This is a genomic window from Citrobacter sp. A316 (assembly GCF_002042945.1).
Lineage (GTDB): Bacteria > Pseudomonadota > Gammaproteobacteria > Enterobacterales > Enterobacteriaceae > Citrobacter > Citrobacter portucalensis.
The window spans coordinates 296,170-318,807 of the sequence record NZ_MVFZ01000003.1; the positions used below are offsets into that span (position 1 = coordinate 296,170).

General features: G+C 50.8%; 21 protein-coding genes. 15 read left to right on the plus strand and 6 right to left on the minus strand.

Going from position 1 to position 22,638, the window contains the following annotated elements; all coding sequences use genetic code 11:
• Positions 1-23: 23 nt before the first annotated feature.
• Positions 24-443 carry an RbsD/FucU family protein gene (locus BZK41_RS05500; RefSeq protein WP_079937461.1) on the plus strand — a complete coding sequence of 140 codons (420 nt, stop codon included), beginning with the start codon at positions 24-26 and terminating at the stop codon, positions 441-443.
• A gap of 40 nt (positions 444-483) precedes the next feature.
• Here BZK41_RS05500 and BZK41_RS05505 read toward each other — a convergent pair whose 3' ends face one another.
• Entirely contained in the window at positions 484-1,533 is a 1,050-nt protein-coding gene (locus BZK41_RS05505) for a LacI family DNA-binding transcriptional regulator (RefSeq protein WP_366557243.1), read from the minus strand.
• A 185-nt stretch (positions 1,534-1,718) separates the two neighbouring features.
• The gene (locus BZK41_RS05510; protein ID WP_079937463.1) at positions 1,719-2,714 is read right to left on the minus strand and encodes a LacI family DNA-binding transcriptional regulator; all 996 of its coding nucleotides are present in this window, start codon (positions 2,712-2,714) and stop codon (positions 1,719-1,721) included.
• Between the two features lie 174 nt (positions 2,715-2,888).
• Between BZK41_RS05510 and BZK41_RS05515 the strand changes: the two genes are divergently transcribed.
• The 3 genes from BZK41_RS05515 to BZK41_RS05525 all read left to right on the plus strand — a co-directional run bounded on the left by BZK41_RS05515 (position 2,889) and on the right by BZK41_RS05525 (position 6,628).
• On the plus strand, positions 2,889-4,325 hold the full coding sequence (locus tag BZK41_RS05515) for a glycoside hydrolase family 32 protein (RefSeq protein WP_079937464.1): 1,437 nt from the start codon (positions 2,889-2,891) through the stop codon (positions 4,323-4,325).
• A gap of 30 nt (positions 4,326-4,355) precedes the next feature.
• Entirely contained in the window at positions 4,356-5,303 is a 948-nt protein-coding gene (locus BZK41_RS05520; protein WP_079937465.1) for an aminoimidazole riboside kinase, read from the plus strand.
• Between the two features lie 65 nt (positions 5,304-5,368).
• Positions 5,369-6,628 (plus strand): MFS transporter, encoded by a 1,260-nt coding sequence (locus tag BZK41_RS05525; RefSeq protein WP_079937466.1) that lies wholly within the window; start codon positions 5,369-5,371, stop codon positions 6,626-6,628.
• A gap of 77 nt (positions 6,629-6,705) precedes the next feature.
• Here BZK41_RS05525 and BZK41_RS05530 read toward each other — a convergent pair whose 3' ends face one another.
• The 4 genes from BZK41_RS05530 to ycgZ all read right to left on the minus strand — a co-directional run bounded on the left by BZK41_RS05530 (position 6,706) and on the right by ycgZ (position 8,242).
• Positions 6,706-7,257, minus strand: coding sequence for a LuxR C-terminal-related transcriptional regulator (locus BZK41_RS05530; protein WP_079937467.1), 552 nt, complete (start codon positions 7,255-7,257; stop codon positions 6,706-6,708).
• A 133-nt stretch (positions 7,258-7,390) separates the two neighbouring features.
• Positions 7,391-7,657, minus strand: coding sequence for a biofilm development regulator YmgB/AriR family protein (locus BZK41_RS05535; RefSeq protein ID WP_008784990.1), 267 nt, complete (start codon positions 7,655-7,657; stop codon positions 7,391-7,393).
• A gap of 34 nt (positions 7,658-7,691) precedes the next feature.
• Positions 7,692-7,964: a hypothetical protein gene (locus tag BZK41_RS05540; RefSeq protein WP_079937468.1), complete on the minus strand. Its 273-nt coding sequence runs from the start codon at positions 7,962-7,964 to the stop codon at positions 7,692-7,694.
• A gap of 41 nt (positions 7,965-8,005) precedes the next feature.
• A complete protein-coding gene (ycgZ, locus tag BZK41_RS05545) occupies positions 8,006-8,242 on the minus strand; it encodes a regulatory protein YcgZ (RefSeq protein ID WP_003833500.1) in 237 nt (78 codons plus the stop codon).
• 318 nt (positions 8,243-8,560) lie between these two features.
• Between ycgZ and BZK41_RS05550 the strand changes: the two genes are divergently transcribed.
• The 11 genes from BZK41_RS05550 (at position 8,561) to BZK41_RS05600 (ending at position 22,583) form a co-directional block, all read left to right on the plus strand.
• On the plus strand, positions 8,561-9,787 hold the full coding sequence (locus BZK41_RS05550) for a diguanylate phosphodiesterase (RefSeq protein ID WP_079937469.1): 1,227 nt from the start codon (positions 8,561-8,563) through the stop codon (positions 9,785-9,787).
• Between the two features lie 204 nt (positions 9,788-9,991).
• Positions 9,992-10,723, plus strand: coding sequence for a MerR family transcriptional regulator (locus BZK41_RS05555; RefSeq protein ID WP_079937470.1), 732 nt, complete (start codon positions 9,992-9,994; stop codon positions 10,721-10,723).
• 308 nt (positions 10,724-11,031) lie between these two features.
• Positions 11,032-11,562 (plus strand): spore coat protein U domain-containing protein, encoded by a 531-nt coding sequence (locus tag BZK41_RS05560; RefSeq protein ID WP_079937471.1) that lies wholly within the window; start codon positions 11,032-11,034, stop codon positions 11,560-11,562.
• A 14-nt stretch (positions 11,563-11,576) separates the two neighbouring features.
• Positions 11,577-12,299: a molecular chaperone gene (locus BZK41_RS05565; RefSeq protein ID WP_079937472.1), complete on the plus strand. Its 723-nt coding sequence runs from the start codon at positions 11,577-11,579 to the stop codon at positions 12,297-12,299.
• 55 nt (positions 12,300-12,354) lie between these two features.
• Entirely contained in the window at positions 12,355-14,640 is a 2,286-nt protein-coding gene (locus BZK41_RS05570) for a fimbria/pilus outer membrane usher protein (protein ID WP_079937473.1), read from the plus strand.
• Positions 14,641-14,653: 13 nt separating this feature from the next.
• Positions 14,654-15,622 (plus strand): spore coat protein U domain-containing protein, encoded by a 969-nt coding sequence (locus BZK41_RS05575; RefSeq protein ID WP_079937474.1) that lies wholly within the window; start codon positions 14,654-14,656, stop codon positions 15,620-15,622.
• Positions 15,623-15,944: 322 nt separating this feature from the next.
• Positions 15,945-17,219, plus strand: a complete 1,275-nt coding sequence (locus tag BZK41_RS05580) for a Glu/Leu/Phe/Val dehydrogenase (protein ID WP_079937475.1) — start codon at positions 15,945-15,947, stop codon at positions 17,217-17,219.
• Between the two features lie 325 nt (positions 17,220-17,544).
• Complete coding sequence (gene dhaK / locus BZK41_RS05585; protein WP_079937476.1) at positions 17,545-18,615, plus strand: dihydroxyacetone kinase subunit DhaK; 1,071 nt, start codon at positions 17,545-17,547, stop codon at positions 18,613-18,615.
• 11 nt (positions 18,616-18,626) lie between these two features.
• Positions 18,627-19,259: a dihydroxyacetone kinase subunit DhaL gene (gene dhaL / locus BZK41_RS05590; RefSeq protein WP_079937477.1), complete on the plus strand. Its 633-nt coding sequence runs from the start codon at positions 18,627-18,629 to the stop codon at positions 19,257-19,259.
• A gap of 10 nt (positions 19,260-19,269) precedes the next feature.
• A complete protein-coding gene (dhaM, locus tag BZK41_RS05595; RefSeq protein WP_079937478.1) occupies positions 19,270-20,700 on the plus strand; it encodes a dihydroxyacetone kinase phosphoryl donor subunit DhaM in 1,431 nt (476 codons plus the stop codon).
• A gap of 170 nt (positions 20,701-20,870) precedes the next feature.
• Positions 20,871-22,583, plus strand: coding sequence for an alpha,alpha-trehalase (locus BZK41_RS05600; RefSeq protein ID WP_079937479.1), 1,713 nt, complete (start codon positions 20,871-20,873; stop codon positions 22,581-22,583).
• The last annotated feature ends 55 nt before the right edge of the window (positions 22,584-22,638 follow it).

Consider the following 22,638-nt stretch of genomic DNA (forward strand, 5'->3'; position numbering starts at 1 on the left):
GCCAGCGTTAACAGGTATGACATATGATCAAGTCAGATATTATTCATCCCGATTTATTACAAGCGCTGGCACAGTGCGGACATAAGGCCAATATTTTAATCACCGATGCAAATTACTCTTTTTTAACCAATACCTCTACGCAGGCGAAGATCATCTGGCTTAATTTTTCTCCGGGGATGATCAGTAGCGTCATTATTCTGGAAAAAATTCTCGCCTATATTAATGTGGAAAAAGCCACATTAATGGCAAGCCCGGTGGATTTTAATAATACGATCGAATGCGAATACCGCGGCATGCTGTCGGAGGCGATCGAGATCGAGCATGTCGAGCGTAACGCGTTTTATTCGCAAGCCAAATCGTCCGACACAATCCTGGTCATCGCGTCCGGTGAAACCCGCCGCTTCGCCAATATCCTGCTGACTGTGGCACCAACGCTGATATGACAAAACGAGAAGAATGCGCAATTCTTCTCCTGTCACGTCGCTAGCGTACCGATTGTCGGCAAACCAACGACGGAGAAAACAAAAACTCCTCGGGTGGAATTGAGGGGTTTTCTGTCCGTTCAATCAACCGGTCTACCATCACCGCTGCCATTTCCCGGAGCGGTGGCATGATTGAAGTCAGGCCAGGGAAAACCAGCCCGGACAGTGGGATATTATCGATACCTACAATCGAAATTTGTTGCGGCACATGTATCCCGGCCTGGTGCAGACCGGCCATCAGCCCAATACCCAGCGCATCGTTGATCGCCACAATACCATCCGGGAGCACCGGCTGTTGGCTGATTTTCAACGCTAGCGCTCGTCCAAGTTCGGTCATTTCCGTGTCGCCATAGGCCGCCATGGCCTGACCTTCAATGATCATCCCTTCCCGATATAGCTCGTTATCTTGCACCGCGCGGAGAAAACCGTCGATTTTGTGTGCACGGCTGGGCGTCATCCCTTCTACCGTGGCAAACGCGAGACGACGACATCCCTGGGCGATCAGGTGTTCTGCCGCCATTCGCCCGGCATCAATATTGTCCATGGATACGCTGTCGAGCGCAAAATGGTCGGACTGTGCGCGCGCAGGCATACGGCCATCATAGTTCACCATCACCATGCCCTGCTCTGCCGCTCGTGCAAAATGCGCTTTTTCAATATCGCAGGCGGCAACGATAATCCCGCGGACGCCATGGGAAAACATATCGTCCAGAAAAGCTTCTTCTTCTTCAATCTGCCGGTAGGTATTACCAATCAGCACCCGGTACTGATACTTTTTGGCGGCCAGATCGACTTCACGGGCCAGCGCGGCAAAACTGGGATTCACAATGGACGGCACCAGCAGGCCAATCATTTTCGCCTGTCCGGTCTTGAGTTGTTGCGCCACCCGATTTGGACAATAATTCAGCGTCTGCATGCTTTGCTGGATACGCACCAACGTTTCAGCCCGCATTTGATCGGTACGACCGTTGAGCACATTGGATACCGTACTGACGGAAACGCCAGCATGCTTTGCGACATCACGAATATTCGCCATACATCTCCTTTGCAGCAATCGATGAATGGCGGAAGACTCTCATTCCCGGCATCGCCATCTTCTTAGAAATTATGAACTACAACGGTTTAGTGTAACGTTACAGATTGCGCTGTCAATGCAATGTTTCTGGCAAAATAAACTATGCGTGTAATAACGAGGCGTGTTGCAAAGCTTGAAATAGAATAGCCACGTTAGGTTAATCATATTGAGGCGCGCGGAAGCCAGGGGCTGTCTACCCGTACAGTATCCCGGTGATCGAGCCCCTGGATAAGGTGCAGTGCACTGAGACGGCCAATTTCATAGTGCGGTAGCTGTACCGTTGATAGCGGCGGTAAAAACAGCTCACCAGTGCCCACCATATTGTCATAACCCAGCACGGCGACGTCCTGCGGAATGCGCAGCCCTCGCCCCAGCAAGACCTGGTAAATAACAAAAGCTACGCGGTCGTTACCGCACACCACCGCATCAAACATCGGGCGCGCGCCGCTCAGGTAATGCCCGGCAATCTCCGCCGCATCAATATGGTGGCTCTCGCCCGGCGGAAGATAGTGGTGGAACATTGCATCAGGGTCGACACCCGCTTCACGACAGGCCCTCTCCATTCCCGCCCGACGGCGATCGGTCGCCACAATTCCTTTCGGCAGGTGGATGCACAGCAGTCGACGATAGCCTGCGGCCAACAGCGCTTTCACGCCAAGATATTGCCCTTGTTCATCATCGGGAATATAGGTGGGAAAAGGGCCGCTTGTGCTTTCACAGTTCGCCAGCACGCAGCGATACTTATGCAGCTTTTCCGGTACCGGTACCTGGCGCAGCCCCATCGCGGTGTAGATAATACCGTCCGGACGATGCGCCAGCAGCAGATCAACCATTTTCTCTGGCTTGTCATTGCTGAACATATTCACCACAAAGCTATTCCAACCGTGCGCCCGCGCGGTCTCTTCGATAGAGAGCGTTATCTCCACGGAAAATGGCGTAGTCATGGTGTCCAGCGCCAGCACCCCAATCGTGTTAGCCGTGGTTTTCGCGCCACGAATTTTCTTAGCGGAGAGATCGGAGACATACCCCAGCGCATCTACCGCTTCCATTACCTTTTTATAGGTTTCAGGCCGTAGTCGTTCGGGCTCGTTAATTGCCCGCGATACGGTCATTAACGAGACGTTAGCCCGCTGCGCCACATCCTTTAAAGATGCCATACCCTCTCCTTCGCCGGTGTTCACTTTGCTGGGATCTGAAAATGCGATCTCGATAACACCTGCAAAATGTTAACGTTAACTTTTGTGATTAACATCGATATTACCACCAAATTTGCGAGAAAACCGAGAATGTTAACGTTATCTTTTGATCAATTCACTTACAGGGACAAGCAAATGACCTCACTACTTTCCAAAGCCAACGAAGCCTTAAGTCAGCAGAAAGACCTTGTAAACCCGCGCTGGTATCCACACTACCACGTGGCACCACCGGCGGGTTGGATGAACGATCCCAACGGTCTGTCCTGGTTCGATGGTTACTACCATGCGTTCTATCAGCACTATCCGTGGCAGCCGGTCTGGGGACCAATGCACTGGGGCCATGCGCGCAGCCGCGATATGGTGAACTGGGAGCACTTACCCATCGCACTGGCACCAGAAGGGCCGGAAGATAAAGACGGCTGTTTTTCAGGTTCAGCGGTGGTTGAAGGCAATAAGCTGGCCCTGATCTACACCGGACACAAGTTTGACGGCGAGGCGAAAGAGGAAAACCTGTATCAGGTACAGTGCCTGGCCACCAGCACCGACGGGATCCACTTTGAACGCCAGGGCATGATTCTGGATACCCCGCGAGACGTACACCATTTTCGCGATCCGAAAGTCTGGCAAGAGGGAGACAGCTGGTACATGGTGGTGGGTGCCCGGGTCGATGACGTGGGCGAAGTGCAGCTCTATCGCTCGCAGGATCTACAGCGCTGGCAGTTTGCCAGCACGCTCGGCAGGGCCGATGACGGCATGGGTTATATGTGGGAGTGCCCGGACCTCTTCCCACTGAACGATAAGCACGTCTTCATGTTCTCGCCGCAGGGCATCTCCGCAAACGGATACGCTTACCGTAACCTGTTCCAGAGCGGCTATATGGTCGGCGAATGGCAGGATAATCTCCATTTTCACGTCACCCACACCTTCCAGGAGATGGATCACGGGCATGATTTTTACGCCCCCCAGTCATTTGTCACCCCGGATGGGCGCCGCATTGTGATTGGCTGGCTGTCGATGTGGGAATCGCCAATGCCAGAGCAGGCCGACGGCTGGGCGGGCATGCTTACCCTCCCCCGCGAGGTGACGCTCGATACCAATCAGCGGCTGCGTATGAACCCAATTAAAGAACTGGAATCATTGCGCGGTCCGCTCCATGTCTGGCCAGTTAGCGACTTGTACAATCGAACCTTAATAGTCGAAGAACAGGCGCTCGCCATCGAACTCAAACTGAGCCTCGATATTACCCGCAGCAGTGCTGAAGAATATGGTATCGCGCTGGGTGACGGACTACGGGTCTACGTCGATGCTCAGGCACAGCGTCTGGTGCTGGATCGTCGCTACCCGCAGCATGGTCTCTCTGGTTATCGCAGCGTGCCGCTGCCGGTTGGTGACCTGCTGGATCTGCGCTTATTTATCGACAGCTCCTCGGTAGAGGTATTTGTCAATGACGGTGAATATACCCTTAGCAGTCGTATTTATCCTGAACCGGACGATCGCCAACTGACCTTATTCAGCCAGAACGGACACGCCATTTTTAATCAAGGGCATGCCTGGCCGCTCAGCGCCAAATAAACACCCGTCTTACTGCTTTGGGGAAAAATAATGACTATCTGGACGCTCGGAGACGCCGTGGTGGATTTACTGCCGCGCGACAATATGCAGTTTGAAGCCTGCGCGGGAGGCGCTCCCTTCAATGTGGCAATCGGCGTCGCTCGCCTTGGCCACGCCAGCGGTTTTATTGGCCGTGTGGGCAATGACACTTTTGGTCGCATTCTGCATCAGACGCTGGTTACAGCCCAGGTGGATACTGGAAGTCTGGAGTTTGATGCACATCAGCACACCAGTACCGTACTGGTTTCACTGGCTCCCAACGGCGAGCGGCAGTTTGAGTTTTTGGTCAATCCGTCTGCCGATCAATTTCTCAGCCCGGCGAGCCTGCCCGACTTTGGTGCCGATATTCTGCACTTCTGCTCGCTGGCGCTGGTTGCCCCTGACTGCCGCGCCACCCTCGCCCGGGCAATGGCCGCATTGCGACAGACCGGCGGTACGCTGAGCTTTGACATCAATCTGCGTCCGCAGATGTGGAGCAACGAGATGCAGATGTTTGACCTTGTCAGCGAGTTTGCCCGGCAGAGCGACATTCTGAAGATGTCGGAAGAAGAACTGCTGTGGCTAACACAATCCGACTGTCTCAGTAGCGCCTGCGAACGCCTGGTAGATTTTCCTGCACGCCTGAAAATCGTCACCCGCGGTGCCGACGGCGCTATCGCTTTCTGGCAAAACAGCAGGCTAACTTTAAGTGGCTATAGCGTCGAAAGCATTGATACCACCGGCGCCGGTGACGCCTTTATGGCCGGCCTGCTGGCGGCACTCGCCGGAGAAGGCTGGCCCACATCGACGTCAACGCTACTTCCGCTTATCGAGCAGGCCAGCGCTTGTGGTGCTCTGGCGACCACCCGACGCGGCGCGCTAAGCGCGTTTCCCGACAGCCAACACCTGAGCAGCTTTATGCAGTCACAACCGTCGCTACGGAGAACGATTACCCCATAATACGGCGCACTCGTTATGTCGTATCAAAAAGACCTTACAATGACCTGATCTGGATTGGAAAAATCATGAAGATAAATATGCCGTTCAGTAATGACAAATATCGGTACTCATCCGGGTATCTGCTCTTTTTCTTTGCCGCCTGGTCGTTGTGGTGGTCTTTTTATGCCATATGGCTAAAAAATAAACTCGGCCTGTCCGGAACGGAGCTGGGAATGCTGTATGCTGTAAACCAGTTCTTTAGCATGCTGTTTATGCTGGTCTACGGTTTTCTGCAGGATAAGCTCGGCACCCGTAAACACCTTATCTGGCTGATGGGGATAGTCATCACGCTCAGCGGCCCGTTCCTGATCTATGTTTACGAACCGCTGCTGACCTCCAACTTCAAGCTTGGTATGGCGCTGGGAGCCATTTTCTTTGGTCTTGGCTATCTCGCGGGTTGTGGTCTGGTAGAAAGCTTCGTCGAAAAAGTGAGCCGCAAATTCGACTTTGAATTCGGCACCGCCCGCTTGTGGGGATCGCTTGGCTACGCCGCAGGGACTTTTGTTGGCGGTATTTTCTTCAGCATCAACCCACACATTAACTTCTGGTGCGTATCGATAATGGGGGTGTTATTCCTGTTGATTAACGTGTTGTTCAAAACCAACTCACCTGCCCCATCTTCTGTAAAAACGCGTTCTCCTGAACCCGACGCGCTGACCCGAAAGGATTTTCTCACTATCTTTCAAGATACGCAGTTCTGGTTTTTCGTCATTTTTGTCGTCGGTACCTGGTCGTTCTATAGCATCTACGATCAGCAGATGTTCCCGGTGTTTTACGCCAGCTTATTTGACGATCCCGAACTGGCACCACGCGTATACGGCTACCTCAACTCGGTACAGGTATTTATGGAGGCCGTCGGTATGGCGCTGGTTCCGTTCCTGATTAACCGCATCGGGCCTAAATCCGCATTGCTGCTGGGTGGCACAATCATGACCTGTCGAATCCTGGGTTCAGCACTGTTCACCGATATCTATATTATCTCCTTGATTAAAATGCTCCATGCGCTGGAAGTCCCACTGTTTGTTATTTCAGTGTTTAAATTCAGCGTAGCGAATTTTGATAAGCGCCTGTCGTCAACGATATACCTTATTGGCTTCAATATCGCCAGTTCCATTGGCATCATCGTGCTGTCTCTACCTGTCGGTAAGTTGTTTGATAAAGTGGGCTATCAGGAAATCTTCCTGATTATGGCCAGCATCGTGGTAATAACGCTAATATTTGGCTACTTCTCGTTGAGCAAAAAGCATCATCAGCAGAAGGTGGAAAATGAACTGGTGACAGAGTAGCGAAGTTTTAATTATATCGGACAGGGCCATTGGCCCTGTCGCCCCCCCTCAACAGGAAGTACGAACTGTCGATTTACTCAGGCATGTTCCAGCCAGTTGCGGAATATTTTCGCTCGCAGTATTCCCTGAAAATCAATCAGCCCGGAACAACCAAGCTTCTTGATCAAATTCTGCCTGGCCTGGTAAATCGTTTTTAAGTGTAGATTTAACAAGGCAGATATCTCAACAATAGTTCGACCTTCTCCTAACTGCGTTAAAATATATTTATCTCGCGCAGTCAGCGAAATATTTAGTTCCGACTGCCCCTCGTGTATACCGCCAGAACGAGTAATATCAATAATAAATTGTTTGAATGTGGCAACGCTAACGTCTATTGGCAGCCTGTAAAGTGATAACTCATTGAGATACTGGTACAGATGACCGTCAATCAGCAGCACCAGACGATGCGTATTCAGATCATAATTTTGCCTTTTTACCGCCTCAAAGTGATTCGCGGTAAAGAACACCAGTCGCGCCTGATCATCTTCAAAATCGATATCTGCAAGGATATTCTTCAATCCTTGCCTGATAAAGATATCATTAATCCATAATTCTGCGTTTCCAGTGTATTCCTGAACGATGTTCATCATTATGGCCTCAATGAAAAATCACAATTGTTCCAGAGAAGGTGCTATGTATAGTCTTAATCAAAAAAATGCTCAGCATGAGTGCTTTCAGCATATAACAAAGGTACTGTACATATTATATTAATATGAAGACTTTTTAGACGTCGTCAGCTGTGTAGCGCAACACTATTTCCAGGGTTTTTCTGATAACATCTGCCTGGACAACGTCAACTGTTGACTCCAGAGAACTAATCAGGCTTAAAATGATGTTTTTATTATTAACATTATCACCTGCCAGAATTACATTTGTTACCGCCTGCCCCAATACCACAGACTCATCTGCTAATAGCTCACCTGCATTATGGAAGTAACTTGATAAAGCTTTATCCGTCATTACACTGTGGACATTAATTTCATGAAGCATGGTAACCTCGCTTGTATAGTCTGGAAGATTATCTTTAATGTAATTTAGGGTTTTTGCTGGCACTGAAAGCACTCTCATTTCTGGTTTTATCCGGTTTTCTGCTTATCTTCCCCGGATTAATGTTTGTAAAATCATTGATAACACTGTCAATTAATTGCTTACGTGTACCATCTATTTCACTGGCCTGCATAAGTCGCAATTGCTTAATCACTGCAGCTAACGAAACGTCTGTATGCATTCGCAAAATTTCTAGCACAGCCAAACCTGTAATTTCATGTTTCAGGCGTTCACTATCAGTTTTCTTCATAACTCCTTCACTACTTCCCCCTATCATACAAGGGGTTTATTTTATTCAAAAAGCAGGCCGATTAACGCATTGTAATGTTTCTGTTCTTTCTCCCCTGATGCTTTTTCAAGACGACACAGAAGCTTGGTGCAAAGTGATTTGCGGTTCAGATTGCGTCCATCTTTGAGTATCTCAGTGACGATTTCTCCCAATGTTTCCTGTTGAGTAGGCAGATGCGCCTTCGCAAAGTAACGAGAAATCGCGCTTGCAGTATCAGTGCGAACGGTATGCTGCTGCATGTCATGCTCCTGTAACAAAATGCTGGTGAATATTAAGTTTTATAACAGTAGCAAAGTTGTACAAAAAATGCGTACAACATGAATCATAAATTTTTGTCAAAAAGTGCTAAATCAATATAATCATATGGTTACATAAATACCAAACCACATGAAATCAAGTTCATTTGTACAATTCACTTCGTTTAACGAATGAATATGTTCTGTTTAAAGGCCTTTTATTGTAAAAATAAAGTTAGAATAATGTATTAAAATCAGGACATAAGCTGGTTTGTTTGATACTGCCCATACATCTTCCCCTCCCTTGATCCCGGACTGTCCATGCTCACGACCATTATTTACCGTAGCCATCTCCGTGATGACGCCCCCCTCAGAGCGCTTGAGGATATGGTGACAGCCGCAAATATCAAAAACAGGCGATCTGATGTTACGGGGATCTTACTCTTTAACGGTCACCACTTTTTCCAACTACTTGAAGGCCCAGAGGAGCAGGTAAAAGAGATTTATCGTTGTATTTGTAACGATCCACGGCACCACAATATCGTTGAGCTGATGTGTGATTACGCTCCTGCGAGAAGATTCGGAAAAGTGGGAATGGAATTATTTGATCTACAAAAACATGAACGCAATGACGTTCTGCAAGCGGTGCTGAATAAGGGGACATCAAAATTTCAGCTCACCTATGATGACCGGGCATTACAATTTTTTCGCACATTTGTCCTCGCGACGGAAAAATCGAGCTATTTTGAAATACCTGCACCTGATTACTGGAGTTTTATTGCCGACAACTCTTGTACTCTCCTTGATGAAAGCACACTCCCGTCCAATATCGATTTCAGCTTTGCTTTTCAACCAATTATCGATCCTATGTCGCAACGCATCATTGCCCTGGAAGCGCTTATTCGTGGTAGAGACGGTGAAACGCCCGCAACTTATTTTGGCAACTTAAATCCTGAGGAACTGTATACCGCGGATCTGCAGAGCAAAAAGACTGCTTTTGCAATGGCAAGCGCGCTGGGACTTAACGACAAAATGCTGTCAGTCAATCTGCTTCCCATGACCCTGGTAAACAAACCCGATGCAGTCAGCTTTCTGATAAACGAAATCGCGGCGAACGGACTGGTGCCTGAACAAATCATTGTAGAGTTTACCGAAAGCGAAGTTATTTCGCGCTTTGATACGTTCGCGCAGGCTGTAAAGTCACTCAAGGCTGCGGGGATCTGTGTGGCAATAGATCATTTTGGGGCAGGTTTTGCCGGGCTTCAGCTTCTGTCTCGTTTTCAACCCGACCGAATTAAGATAAGCCGCGAGCTGATCACGGATGTGCATAAAAGTGGACCTGGACAGGCCATCATTCAGGCAATTATCAAATGCTGCACTTCACTGGAAATCACGATTTCCGCGGTTGGCGTTGAAAAACCTGAAGAGTGGATGTGGCTTGAGTCCGCAGGTATTGAAATCTTCCAGGGTAACCTTTTTGCACAAGCCTGCCTGAATGGTATTCCCTCTGTTGCATGGCCAGAGAAAAATGATTTCTCAGCGCAATGAAAACTAATACATTGTTAATAAACAACAATTCCTGCCACCCCTCATGCTGAGCATAAAAATTCAGCATTTACTCCCTGCGTGATAGTAAAGTAAATCTTATTTTTGCTAGAATCCTCTGTATGTTTTGTACAATTTAATGCATGTTGTACAAAGTAACAGGAACCGCATATCGGTGACGGAGAATCAGGAGTGTCCGGGGGAACTATGGCTTATTACAGCATTGGGGATGTCGCAGAACGTTGCGGGATAAATCCTGTCACCCTTCGGGCATGGCAACGACGTTACGGTTTACTCAAACCTCAACGCAGTGAAGGTGGCCACCGACTCTTTGATGAAGAAGATATTCAGCGTATTGAAGAAATAAAACGTTGGATTAGCAATGGCATACCTGTCGGCAAAGTTAAGGCATTGCTGGAAACCAGTACTCGTCAATCTGACGACGACTGGAATCAGTTACAAGAAGAGATGATGAGCATTCTTCGCATGGCGCATCCGCCGAAGCTGCGAGCCAAAATTACCGCACTCGGTCGCGTTCACCCCGTAGATGCGCTGATTGATCACGTTTATCTTCCCGTACGTCAACGGCTGATACTTGACCATAATACATCCCGCATAATGAACAGCATGCTTGATGGCGCATTGATTGAATATGTTGCCACACTGCTGTCTGAAACGCGGCGCAAGTCAGGAAAGGATGCCCTCCTGATGGCCTGGGATGTTGAAGACAGAACCCGTCTGTGGCTCGAAGCCTGGCGTTTATCACAATCTGGTTGGCATATTGCCGTTCTGGCTGAACCCATTGAATCGCCAAGACCAGAACTTTTCCCTGGGCAAACCCTTTTTGTCTGGACCGGTATTACGCCAACCCGCAGACAAAATGAACTGCTACAACACTGGAATGAGCAAGGTTATAAGGTCATTTTCCACAGCCCGTAATCAACACATAATACGTGTAAGATAAATCATGCGACTCTCATTTTTTGGGTGGTTATTTGAGTACCATCCAAGGAATATGTTGCCCCCTATCCTCCTGACTTAACCCCGGTAGTAGCATAAAAACAAAACAACATACTCACCCATTGGTATTATTTTTTTGTAGACGACATCACCTTTTTCCTAAGTAAAATTTATTAGATCAACTGGCGTACGTCTAATACTTATTCTAGGGTTAAATTATGTCTTCTTGTGCCGCATTATTGTTTTTCTAAAGTAATAAATGTGGTTATTTGAAAAAGGTAAAGGATATGGCTCTAGTCTTAGACAAACGCTTAATTCTTTGTTGCTGCGCCTTTTCCATTATTTCTGTGGCAAATGCAGCAACCGTTAACGGAACATTTCAGGTGTTGATGACGATTCAAAAGGCCTGTACCGTGACTGCGGGTTCGGCTTCAAATATCACACTTGGTCCGGTGAATACCACGGCGACAAATACCAGTGCAAGCAACACTATTTCAATTAATTGCTCTAAAACCACGCCCTATTTTATCGGCCTGGCACCGTCGGCTGCCAATGGAGGGACGACAACGGGCTCTGGAGCCATGTCCTCCGTAGCTAACGCAGCCACCAATACCGATAAAGTGCCCTATCAGCTAAATCGTACGTCAGCAACAGGTCCGGTGTGGGGGAATACCGCCACAGACACTGCGCCTGGAAATGGCGTAGCGGCGACGGGGACTGGTCTGGCGCAGACGTACACTGTTTATGCCACGGCACCAAGCGCCAACTTCACTCCTGACGACTATTCCGACACGGTAACGGTTAACGTTAACTACTAACTTCAGGAAACCACATGAGAGTAAAACTGCCTGTTAAGCAGTGTGCCTGCGCATGCCTGCCAGGGATAGTTGCGAGCATCAACCTTGCCACCGCCAGTGGGCTGCAAATAGCCCCGGTCACGTTAACGTTGCAAGCGACGCAAAATGCCGATGGTATCTGGCTGAGTAACGCGGGTGAAAATGTGCTCAATGCCCAGGTTCGGGTTTTTCGCTGGAGTCAAAGCGCTTATGACGACAAACTTTCCCCCTCTCAGGGGCTGGTGATTAGCCCGCCGATGTTGGCATTGGCCCCTGGAGAACGTCAGTTGATCCGAGTTATTCGCACAACCCCTCCCTCGGCACATGCCGAAGACGCTTATCGTTTATCGATAGATGAGTTACCGCCTGCAAAAGTCGAAAAAAACAAGCTTCAGTTTGTGCTGCATTATTCTGTTCCTGTTTTCATTCAACCAACATCAGCGGCGCAAACGCAGGCAAAACTGCAATGGAAATTACAACAACTGGATGGCAAAAAATTTATTGAAGTCAGTAATCAGGGAAATGGGCATGCACAGTTATCTGCTGCAACATTTATAAGCCCTGATGGTACTAAAAAAGTCATTACACCCGGACTATTAGGCTACGTTTTACCCGGCTCAACAATGCGCTGGATAGTCTCCCCGTCGGCCAGTAATAATCATTATGGCGGGAAAGTTGAAGTCACAATCAATGGCCAAAAAACAGTACAAGATCTGTAACAGATCCTGGCTTCTGGTGAAATATTGCTTTCTCAATGGAGTATTAATATCGGGAATGGTTTGCGCACAAACGCTGAATAATAACCAGAGCGAAGGTGGTGTTATTAATAGCACCTCGCAGATTACGGGAGTCGATTTGTATCTCGACGTCACCTTAAATGGAAATCCCGTTGGGCTGGTACATTTTGGCTACGATAATGGAAAGCTTTATGCGGGAGCAGATACCCTGCGTAAAATGGGCTTTCGCTTTGCTTCAGACGCCACTAACGCCGTCTGCCTTAACGATATCCCGCAGCTAACCATTGACTACAACGTTCAGTTGCAAACGCTCTCGCTTACCGCGCCACTCAGTTCACTCGATCTTGCGACCACGCAGCTTAACTCGCCCACCGAAACAGCGCCAACGGCAACAACATCACGCGGGGCGCTGCTCAATTATGATATCTATACCCAACAGGGGGATGAAAGCGCAATCAATACCTTCAGCGAAATTCGCGCCTTCAATGCGGCCGGCGTGCTCAGCACCACCCAGTTGACGCAGTACTCCACCGAGGAATATGCCGATAACAGCTTTGAGCGCCTTGATACCAGCTGGCGTACGTCATTTCCTGATACGATGTTGGCGCTAACCGTAGGCGATACCCTGACAAGTTCACTCATCTGGTCCCGACCGACGCGAATCGGCGGCATTCAGATAGGCACCGATTTTGGGTTGCAGCCCTATATGCCAACCACCCCGCTCCCTGCATATCTGGGATCCGCGACGTTACCATCAAACGTTGAGCTGTACGTCGACGGCGTCAGGTACTACAACGGAAAAGTCCCCGCAGGTAGCTTTCAGATCAACACAATGCCTAACATCAGCGGCGCGGGAACGGGTCAGGTAATGATGACAGATGCGCTGGGCAGAACGAGCGTACAAAATTTCTCGTTCTACAACGATCAGCAACTCCTGCGGGAAGGATTAACCGCCTGGTCGGCAGAATTAGGCACGGTACGCGAAAATTATGGTTACTCCTCTTTTGATTATGCCAGCGCACCAGTATTGAGCGCTACGTGGCGTCGCGGGTTTAGCAATACGTTCACCGCCGGGACTCATGCGGAAACCAGCGATGGACTGATTAACGCGGGCTTCAGTAACGACTGGATCCCGGGAACCCGTAGCGGCACGTTTTCGACCTCACTTGCCGCAAGTACCGACTCAGGAAAGAACGGTTTTTTGTACAGTTTTGGTTACCGTTGGTCCGGTGAACGGTTTAATTTCAGTACCAGTACCACGGCAACTTCCGGCGATTATCGCGATGTCGCCACCCATTACGGCGAGCCTCCTCCCACGCTTAACAGCAACACAGTCATTGGCTATTCGTTGGAAGCTGCCGGTAATGTCAGCCTGAGCTATTTGCAGTTTCGTTATCCACACGAAAATGCGGTGCGCTACGCCAACGCCAGCTGGTTTAAGTCTGTTACAGACAACATCTCACTGAATGCCGGATTCAACCAGAACATTGACGATAACCGCGATCGCAGTCTCTATTTGATGGTGACGATCGCTACCGACAACAATCTGAGCGCCAGCAGCACCCTACAACGTACCAACGACGAAACCGGCTACCAGCTCAACGCTAGCCTGACGCCCCCTGCCGACGGCGGCTGGGGCTGGAATCTGGCCGCCAGTCAGCAGGCTTCCCGGCAAAGTGGCCAGGGAGAAGTGGGATATCTGGGGCGTTATGGTAAAGCGTACGCGGGATTCAGCCGTTTACCGGATAACCATTACGGCTATGCAGGCGCAACCGGATCGCTGGTAACCATGGGAGGTGGCCTGTTTGCAGCAAGAGAAATCAACAATGGTTTTGCCGTCGTCTCAACTGACGGCGTGCCTGATGTTCCGGTCAAATTGCAAAATAACCTGATTGGTCGCAGCGATGACCAGGGACTACTGCTGGTCACGCCGCTCAACAGTTATCAAAAAAATCTAATCAGTATTGACCCGATGGATCTCCCCACCAATATGCGGATCGCACGCGTTGAGGCGAATGCCACGCCTGCCGATCGTTCCGGTACTTTGGTTAGCTTTGGCATCACTCCCGTCCGCGCTGCGCAGGTTATCCTCGTCGACAATCAGGGTAAGCTAATTCCTGAAGGCAGCATGGCTTACGCCATCAACGGAAAAGGACAGTCGTCTATCGTTGGCTTTGATGGGATGACCTGGTTCGACACCCTGGAGCAGCACAACACGCTGCGCGTTGATACGGACACCGGTAGTTGCCGTGTGCAATTTGACTATCCCGCGTCAGCAAAGGGGATTGTGCATATAGGCCCACTGGTTTGTCGCCCACATTAACAGGAGTGCGCTCATGAGGTTAAGACACCTGCTACTCATCGCTACCGTACTTTTTTGTCCGGCGATTAGCCATGCGGTAACTTGTTCGGTGAGCAATGTGCAACCCATAAATTTAGGTTCGGTCAATCCACTGTCTGCGACAGGCGCTACGTCATCAATGACGTTCAGTTACACCTGCACCAAGGAGCTTGGTGACGCGCTGGCTGGGATCAATCTCTGTTTTAATATTGGCGCCTCGGCCGTCAGTGGCCAGGTGACACCGCGAAATATGTCATTAAGCGGCACGCCTGCCAGAACGCTGGCATACCAGCTTTACCAGGATAGCGGGCACACCAAAGTCTGGGGAAGCCAGTATCAGTCGGGAACCACTTTTCCCATGGTACAGCTTAACCTGCTGAATCTGACGCCAGTGACAGGTTCACTCACGGTATCGGCGCAGATCGTCACGCCACAAACCGCAGCCGTCCCCGGAAATTATCAGGATAGCTATACAACGGCAACAGCCCTTGTCACTCTCAATCCCGGATTACTTTTCCCGCCAACAACCTGTGGCGATACCGTCGCCGCCAGGCTGCCTTTCACCGTATCGGCGACCGTCAGCAAACAGTGCAATATCACCTCAGCAACCGATATTAGCTTTGCGCCAGCCAGGGCGACCGGGCGTAATCTCACGGCTTCAAATACCGTAGGCGTAGCCTGTTCCAATAACACGCCTTACACCATCGGGCTTCAGCCCTCCAACGGCAATACGGCAGGCAGCGGCGTGATGGCAGGCACGGGGTCAAATACGGATAAAGTCCCCTACCAGCTTAGTTCGACGCCAGGTCCTTCCGGGATGGTCTGGGGCAATACATCGCTCAATACCGTTGCGGGCAACGGTACGGGGACAACGACAACCTACCCGGTTTACGCCACCGTTCCCAGCGCGAACTACACGCCAGACAACTATGCCGATACTGTCACCATCGCCGTGACCTACTGACGCCCAGCTTAACAGCAATAAAGCAAATACATTTTATTATCATATTATTTACTTTTAGAGGTGCGTCATAAATATGACAAATTGCGATTTTTACAATTTATGCATATTAAATTAAATAAATCGCAAAACAACCGCAATACCAGCAAATACAAAGAATAACTATTCACTACCAAACCAAAGCCCACACTATTTATGCAGATAATCCGTGCTGACCAGGCAGGCCGTTCTATGAAAAAAATGTTAAATTTAGGTTTATATGGTGAGATTCACTGTATACCACGGCCAAATTAAGAACATATTACTTTTATAACTAAGGTTTATCATGGATAAGTTATCTTACGCTTCAGATAGCAGCACATCTGCCTGGAATACCTACCTGCAACAAATCGAGCGTGTGGCCCCTTACCTGGGCGAACTTTCCCATTGGGTGGATACCCTGCGCCACCCAAAACGCGCGCTGATTGTCGATATCCCGGTGCAGATGGATGACGGCACTATCCGTCATTTTGAAGGGTATCGCGTGCAACATAACCTCTCCCGCGGTCCGGGCAAAGGCGGTGTGCGTTATCATCCTGATGTTGATCTTAATGAAGTGATGGCTCTGTCCGCATGGATGACCATCAAATGCGCGGCGTTGAACCTGCCGTACGGCGGCGCTAAAGGCGGTGTGCGCGTCGATCCATTCTCACTGTCTGAAGGTGAACTGGAGCGTTTAACCCGCCGTTATACCAGCGAAATCGGCATTATCATTGGGCCGCAGAAAGACATTCCTGCGCCGGATGTAGGTACTAACGGAAAAGTCATGGCCTGGATGATGGATACCTACTCCATGAACCACGGCACCACCGTGACCAGCGTGGTCACCGGCAAACCGATTCACCTTGGCGGTTCATTAGGTCGTGATAAAGCCACCGGTCGCGGCGTTTTCGTCAGCGGTCTGGAGGTGGCACGCCGTGCCAACATTGAAGTTGAAGGTGCTCGCGTGGCAGTGCAAGGTTTTGGTAACGTTGGCAGCGAAGCCGCCCGCCTGTTCGCCGCTGCGGGTGCGCGTGTAGTCGCGATTCAGGATCATACCGCTACGCTGTTTAACTCCACGGGTATCGACATGGCCGCGTTGTCTGCCTGGCAGTTAGAGCACAAACAGATTGCAGGTTTCCCGGGCGCTGAAACCATTGCCAGCGAAGCCTTCTGGAGCCTGGAGATGGATATTCTTATTCCGGCCGCGCTCGAAGGTCAGATCACCCGTCACCGTGCGGAAACCTTGACCTGTAAACTGGTACTTGAAGGTGCCAACGGCCCAACCTATCCGGATGCCGACGATGTACTGGCAAGCCGTGGTATCGTGGTTGTGCCTGACGTGGTCTGTAACGCCGGCGGCGTAACCGTCAGCTACTTCGAATGGGTTCAGGACATGGCAAGCTTCTTCTGGAGTGAAGAAGAGATCAACAATCGCATGGACAAAATCATGACCGATGCGATGGTGCATGTATGGGAAAAAGCAGCTGAGAAATCCTGCTCCCTGCGTACCGCAGCCTACATTGTTGCCTGCGAACGCATTCTGCTGGCACGAAAAGATCGCGGAATTTATCCGGGCTAATACCGATAATTTCCCCTCGCATAAACCACCTGCCCGGCAGGTGGTTTTTTTTAGCAAAATCCTGCACGTAGTCTTTCCCCATAAAATACTGCCCGATCTCTCATTTTCGCTGTTTTATGCACCATCACGTTTCAATATGGAACGTTATAAAATGATGTTGTTCCGTAATGAAACGCTCCGCTCAGCAATTTTCTTTTGCAAACCCGTGTGCAAAATTACCTTATCGGCAGCGAGCGGTCGCCGTGACGTTGAACCAACCGATACCCTACATCAGATGTCTGCCCGAATTTGGCAGCCATCCAGGACTGTCTGCGGAGCATAAATAATGAAAAAATTGATCAACCGTGTTGAAGACGTACTGAATGAACAACTCGCCGGACTGGCGAAAGCGTATGCTTCCCTGGCACTGCATCAGGATCCGGTATATGTCACCCGCGCAGATGCGCCGGTGATGGGCAAAGTGGCGCTGCTTTCCGGCGGCGGCAGCGGACACGAACCTATGCACTGCGGCTACATTGGTCAGGGCATGCTCTCTGGCGCCTGCCCGGGTGAGATTTTTACCTCACCCACGCCGGATAAAATGTTCGAATGCGCCATGCAAATTGACGGTGGCGAAGGCGTGCTGCTGATAATCAAAAATTACACCGGCGACATTCTAAATTTCGAAACCGCTACCGAGCTGCTGCATGAAAGCGGCGTTAAAGTCACCACCATGGTGGTGGATGACGACGTGGCGGTGAAAGACAGTTTGTATACCGCCGGTCGTCGTGGCGTGGCGAATACCGTATTGATCGAAAAACTGGTCGGCGCGGCCGCCGAACGCGGTGACTCGCTGGAAGCCTGTGCGGCGCTGGGTCGTAAGCTGAATAACCAGGGCCACTCCATTGGCATAGCCATTGGCGCCTGTACCGTTCCGGCAGCCGGACAACCTTCGTTCACGTTGCAGGATAACGAGATGGAGTTTGGCGTAGGTATCCACGGGGAACCCGGCATTGACCGTCGCCCCTTCACCTCTCTCGATCAGACCGTTGATGAAATGTTCGATACCCTACTGGAAAACGGTAACTACAGCCGTACGCTCCGCCACTGGGACAACGTCCAGGGCGCATGGCAGGAAGGTAAAGAAAGCAAGCGCGCGTTACAAAGTGGCGATCGCGTTATTGCGCTGGTCAATAATCTCGGTGCGACGCCGTTGTCTGAACTCTTCGGCGTGTATAACCGCCTCGAAAGCCGTTGCCAGGATGCAGGCATCGTCATTGAGCGCAACCTGATCGGTTCTTACTGTACCTCTCTGGATATGACCGGCTTCTCAATCACTCTGTTACAGGTAGATGACGAAACGCTGAGCTTATGGGATGCACCGGTTCACACCCCTGCTCTCAACTGGGGTAAATAAGGAGATTCATGATGTCCCTCAACAGAACGCAAATTGTTAACTGGCTCTTTCGCTGCGGTGAAATATTCACCACCGAAAGTGATTTTCTCACCGGACTTGATCGGGAGATCGGCGATGCCGACCACGGTCTGAACATGCATCGTGGTTTCAGCAAAGTCGTTGAAAAGCTGCCGTCCATCGCAGATAAAGACATCGGCTTTATTTTGAAAAACACCGGTATGGTGCTGCTCTCAAGCGTCGGTGGGGCCAGTGGACCGCTGTTTGGCACCTTTTTTATTCGCGCCGCCCAGGTGACTCAGGCTCATCAAAGCCTGACGCTTGAAGAGCTGTATCAAATGATGCGTGATGGCGCAGAAGGTGTGATTAGCCGCGGTAAGGCTGAACCTGGCGACAAAACTATGTGCGACGTCTGGCTGCCAGTAGTCGAGTCTTTACGTCAATCCTGTGAACAAAAGTTGAGTGTACAGGCGGCGCTGGAAGCGGCAAGCCAGCAAGCGGAAGCCGCGGCGCAAAGCACCATCACCATGCAGGCTCGCAAAGGCCGTGCCAGCTATCTTGGTGAGCGCAGTATTGGGCATCAGGATCCCGGCGCAACGTCGGTTATGTTTATGATGCAAATGCTGGCTCAGGCGTCCAGAGAGTAAGGATAAAGCGATGGTAAACCTGGTTATTGTTTCTCACAGCGCCCAACTGGGCGAAGGCGTCGGTGCGCTGGCCCGGCAGATGTTAATGGGCGGTGATTGCAAAATCGCCATTGCCGCTGGCATTGACGATCCTGAGAATCCGATTGGCACCGATCCGATTAAGGTGATGGAAGCCATCGAGTCCGTGGCCGATACGGACCACGTGCTGGTGATGATGGATATCGGTAGTGCATTACTGAGTGCGGAAACCGCGCTGGAACTGCTCGACCCAAACATTGCCGCCAAAGTGCGTTTGTGCGCAGCACCACTGGTTGAAGGCACACTGGCTGCGACGGTTAGCGCCGCCGCGGGTGCTGATATCGAGCGGGTCATCCGTGATGCCATGAACGCCCTCGACGCCAAATGTGAGCAACTGGGCTTACCTTCGCCATCCGCAGTGAAACCCGCATCCGCAGCACTTTCTCCCGATGCAGATGCACGTTCTGTTGCCATTGTGGTGAAAAACCCTAACGGCATCCACGTTCGCCCGGCTTCCCGGCTGGTTTCTGCGTTGTCTGGTTTTAACGCCGACATGTGGCTGGAGAAAAACGGCAAGTGTGTGGTCCCTGATAGCCTGAATCAGATAGCTCTGCTGCAGGTACGCTGTAATGACACGCTACGCCTGATTGCCAAAGGCGAACAGGCAGAGGATGCGCTGGCCGCATTCAAACAGCTGGCAGCAGAGAATTTTGGTGAATCGCTCGAGTCCGCTAATGCTGATAACAAGGCAACTCAGGCACCCTCAAAAGTCACGGGGACGGCATTCTGTTACACGCCGTTCTCGCCCGAGGTAAACCCGCAACCCACCGCATCACTCCAGGCTGAGCAGCAACGATTACAAGCTGCCATCCAAAGCACGCTGAACGATCTGAGCGAACTCACTGCCCTTGCAGAAGAGCGATATTCCGCTGATATCGCAGCCATCTTCTCCGGTCACCACGCGCTGTTGGACGATCCTGAACTATTTGAGATGGCCTGCGATGTAATGCGAGAAAAGCAGTGCAGCGCCGCCTGGGCCTGGCAAAACGTGCTGAGCGATCTCAGCCAGCAGTATTTACAGCTCGATGATCCTTATCTGCAGGCGCGATACATTGATATTGAAGATTTGCTGTCTCGTTCACTGCAACATTTGACGGGAGAGAGCGCACAAATTCCCGCGTTCTTGCGCCCCACTATCCTGGTAGCTGATGTCATTTTTCCGTCTACGGTACTGCAACTCGATCCGAAGACCATCAAAGGTATCTGCCTGCGGGACGGCAGCGAAGCCTCCCACCCTGCGATTATCGCTCGTGAAATGGGTCTGTGCTGGATGTGTCAGCAAGGCGTGGCTCTCGATAGCATCAAGATGGGCGATACTCTGACCATTGACTGTGTCACACAGCGGATAACCCGCGCAAACTGATACCGAAGCACACCCTTTCCGATTAAGGGTGTGCTACTTCTCTATTCGCGTCGGGAAATGTCTGTTTATTCGCAAAATGGGGAGCCGATCACGCGCAACGGTCGATCCTGAACTAAGGTTTTCTCATGGTAAATGCCGCTACTTCGGCACGCCGCTAAGGAGATTAACCGATGATAACGCCAGCAACTCGCCATCCTGGCCTGCTTTCTGTTGCGATAAAACTGACGCTCGCAAGCACCTTTTTTGCTTTTTCCTCTTTTGCCGCCAACGCCGAGGACGCGCCAGCCACTACGCCTGCGCCGCCTGATATTCTGCTTGGCCCCCTGTTTAACGATGTACAAACAGCCAAACTGTTTCCTGACCAGAAAACCTTTGCGGACGCGGTGCCTAACAGCGATCCATTAATGATCCTTGCCGATTACCGGATGCAGAAAAATCAGTCCGGATTCGACCTACGCCATTTTGTGCAAGTGAATTTCACCTTGCCGAAAGAAGGCGAGAAATACATCCCCCCGGCAGGGCAATCACTGCGCGAACATATTGACGGACTGTGGCCGGTACTCACTCGTTCGACCACCGACGCTGAAAAATGGGATTCGCTGCTGCCGCTCCCGGAACCGTATGTAGTACCTGGCGGGCGTTTTCGCGAAATATATTATTGGGACAGCTATTTCACCATGCTAGGGCTTGCCGAGAGCAATCACTGGGATAAAGTCTCGGACATGGTGGCAAACTTCGCTTACGAGATTGATTCCTGGGGACACATTCCTAACGGCAACCGCACCTACTACCTGAGCCGTTCGCAACCGCCGTTCTTTGCCTTTATGGTCGAACTACTGGCGCAACACGACGGAAATGATGCGCTGAAAAAATACCTCCCGCAGATGCAAAAAGAATACAGCTACTGGATGGAAGGCGTCGAAACACTCCAGCCCGGCCAGCAAAATAAGCGCGTGATTAAACTGGATGACGGCACCATTTTGAACCGCTACTGGGATGACCGCGATACGCCGAGGCCAGAGTCCTGGGTAGAAGATATCGCCACCGCTAAAAGCAACCCAAACCGCCCAGCCACAGAAATCTACCGCGACCTGCGTTCAGCTGCTGCATCCGGCTGGGATTTTAGTTCCCGCTGGATGGACAATCCTAATCAGCTGGGCACTCTGCGCACCACCAGCATCGTTCCGGTCGATCTCAATGCGTTGATGTACAAAATGGAAAAAATGATCGCCCTTGCCAGCAAGGCTGCCGGTGATGATGCCAAAGCGGCGCAGTACGATGGCTTCGCTAATGCCCGACAAAAAGGGATCGAAAAATATCTGTGGAACGACAAAGAAGGCTGGTATGCCGACTACGATCTGAAGAGTCACAAAGTACGCAACCAGCTCACTGCTGCTGCCCTGTTCCCACTGTATGTCAATGCGGCGGCAAAAGATCGCGCCAGTAAAGTGGCCACGGCAACTCAAGCGCATCTGTTGCAGCCCGGCGGCCTTGCGACCACATCGGTGAAAAGCGGCCAGCAGTGGGATGCTCCCAACGGCTGGGCCCCGCTCCAGTGGGTCGCGGCATCCGGGTTACAGAATTATGGTCAGGATAACGTCGCCATGGACGTCACCTGGCGATTCCTCACCAATGTTCAACACACCTACGATCGCGAGAAAAAGCTGGTTGAGAAGTATGACGTGAGCTCCACTGGAACCGGCGGTGGCGGCGGTGAGTATCCGTTGCAGGATGGTTTTGGCTGGACCAACGGCGTAACGCTAAAAATGCTCGACCTGATTTGCGCCAAAGACAAACCCTGCGACAACGTCCCCGCATCACGACCTACCCCGGCAAGCGCAACACCAGCCGAGCCTAAAAAACAGACTCAACCGACGCCATAACATCATAGCCTGAGCCGTTTTACTTCCTGAATCCGCGCTTCGTCGCGGATTTTTT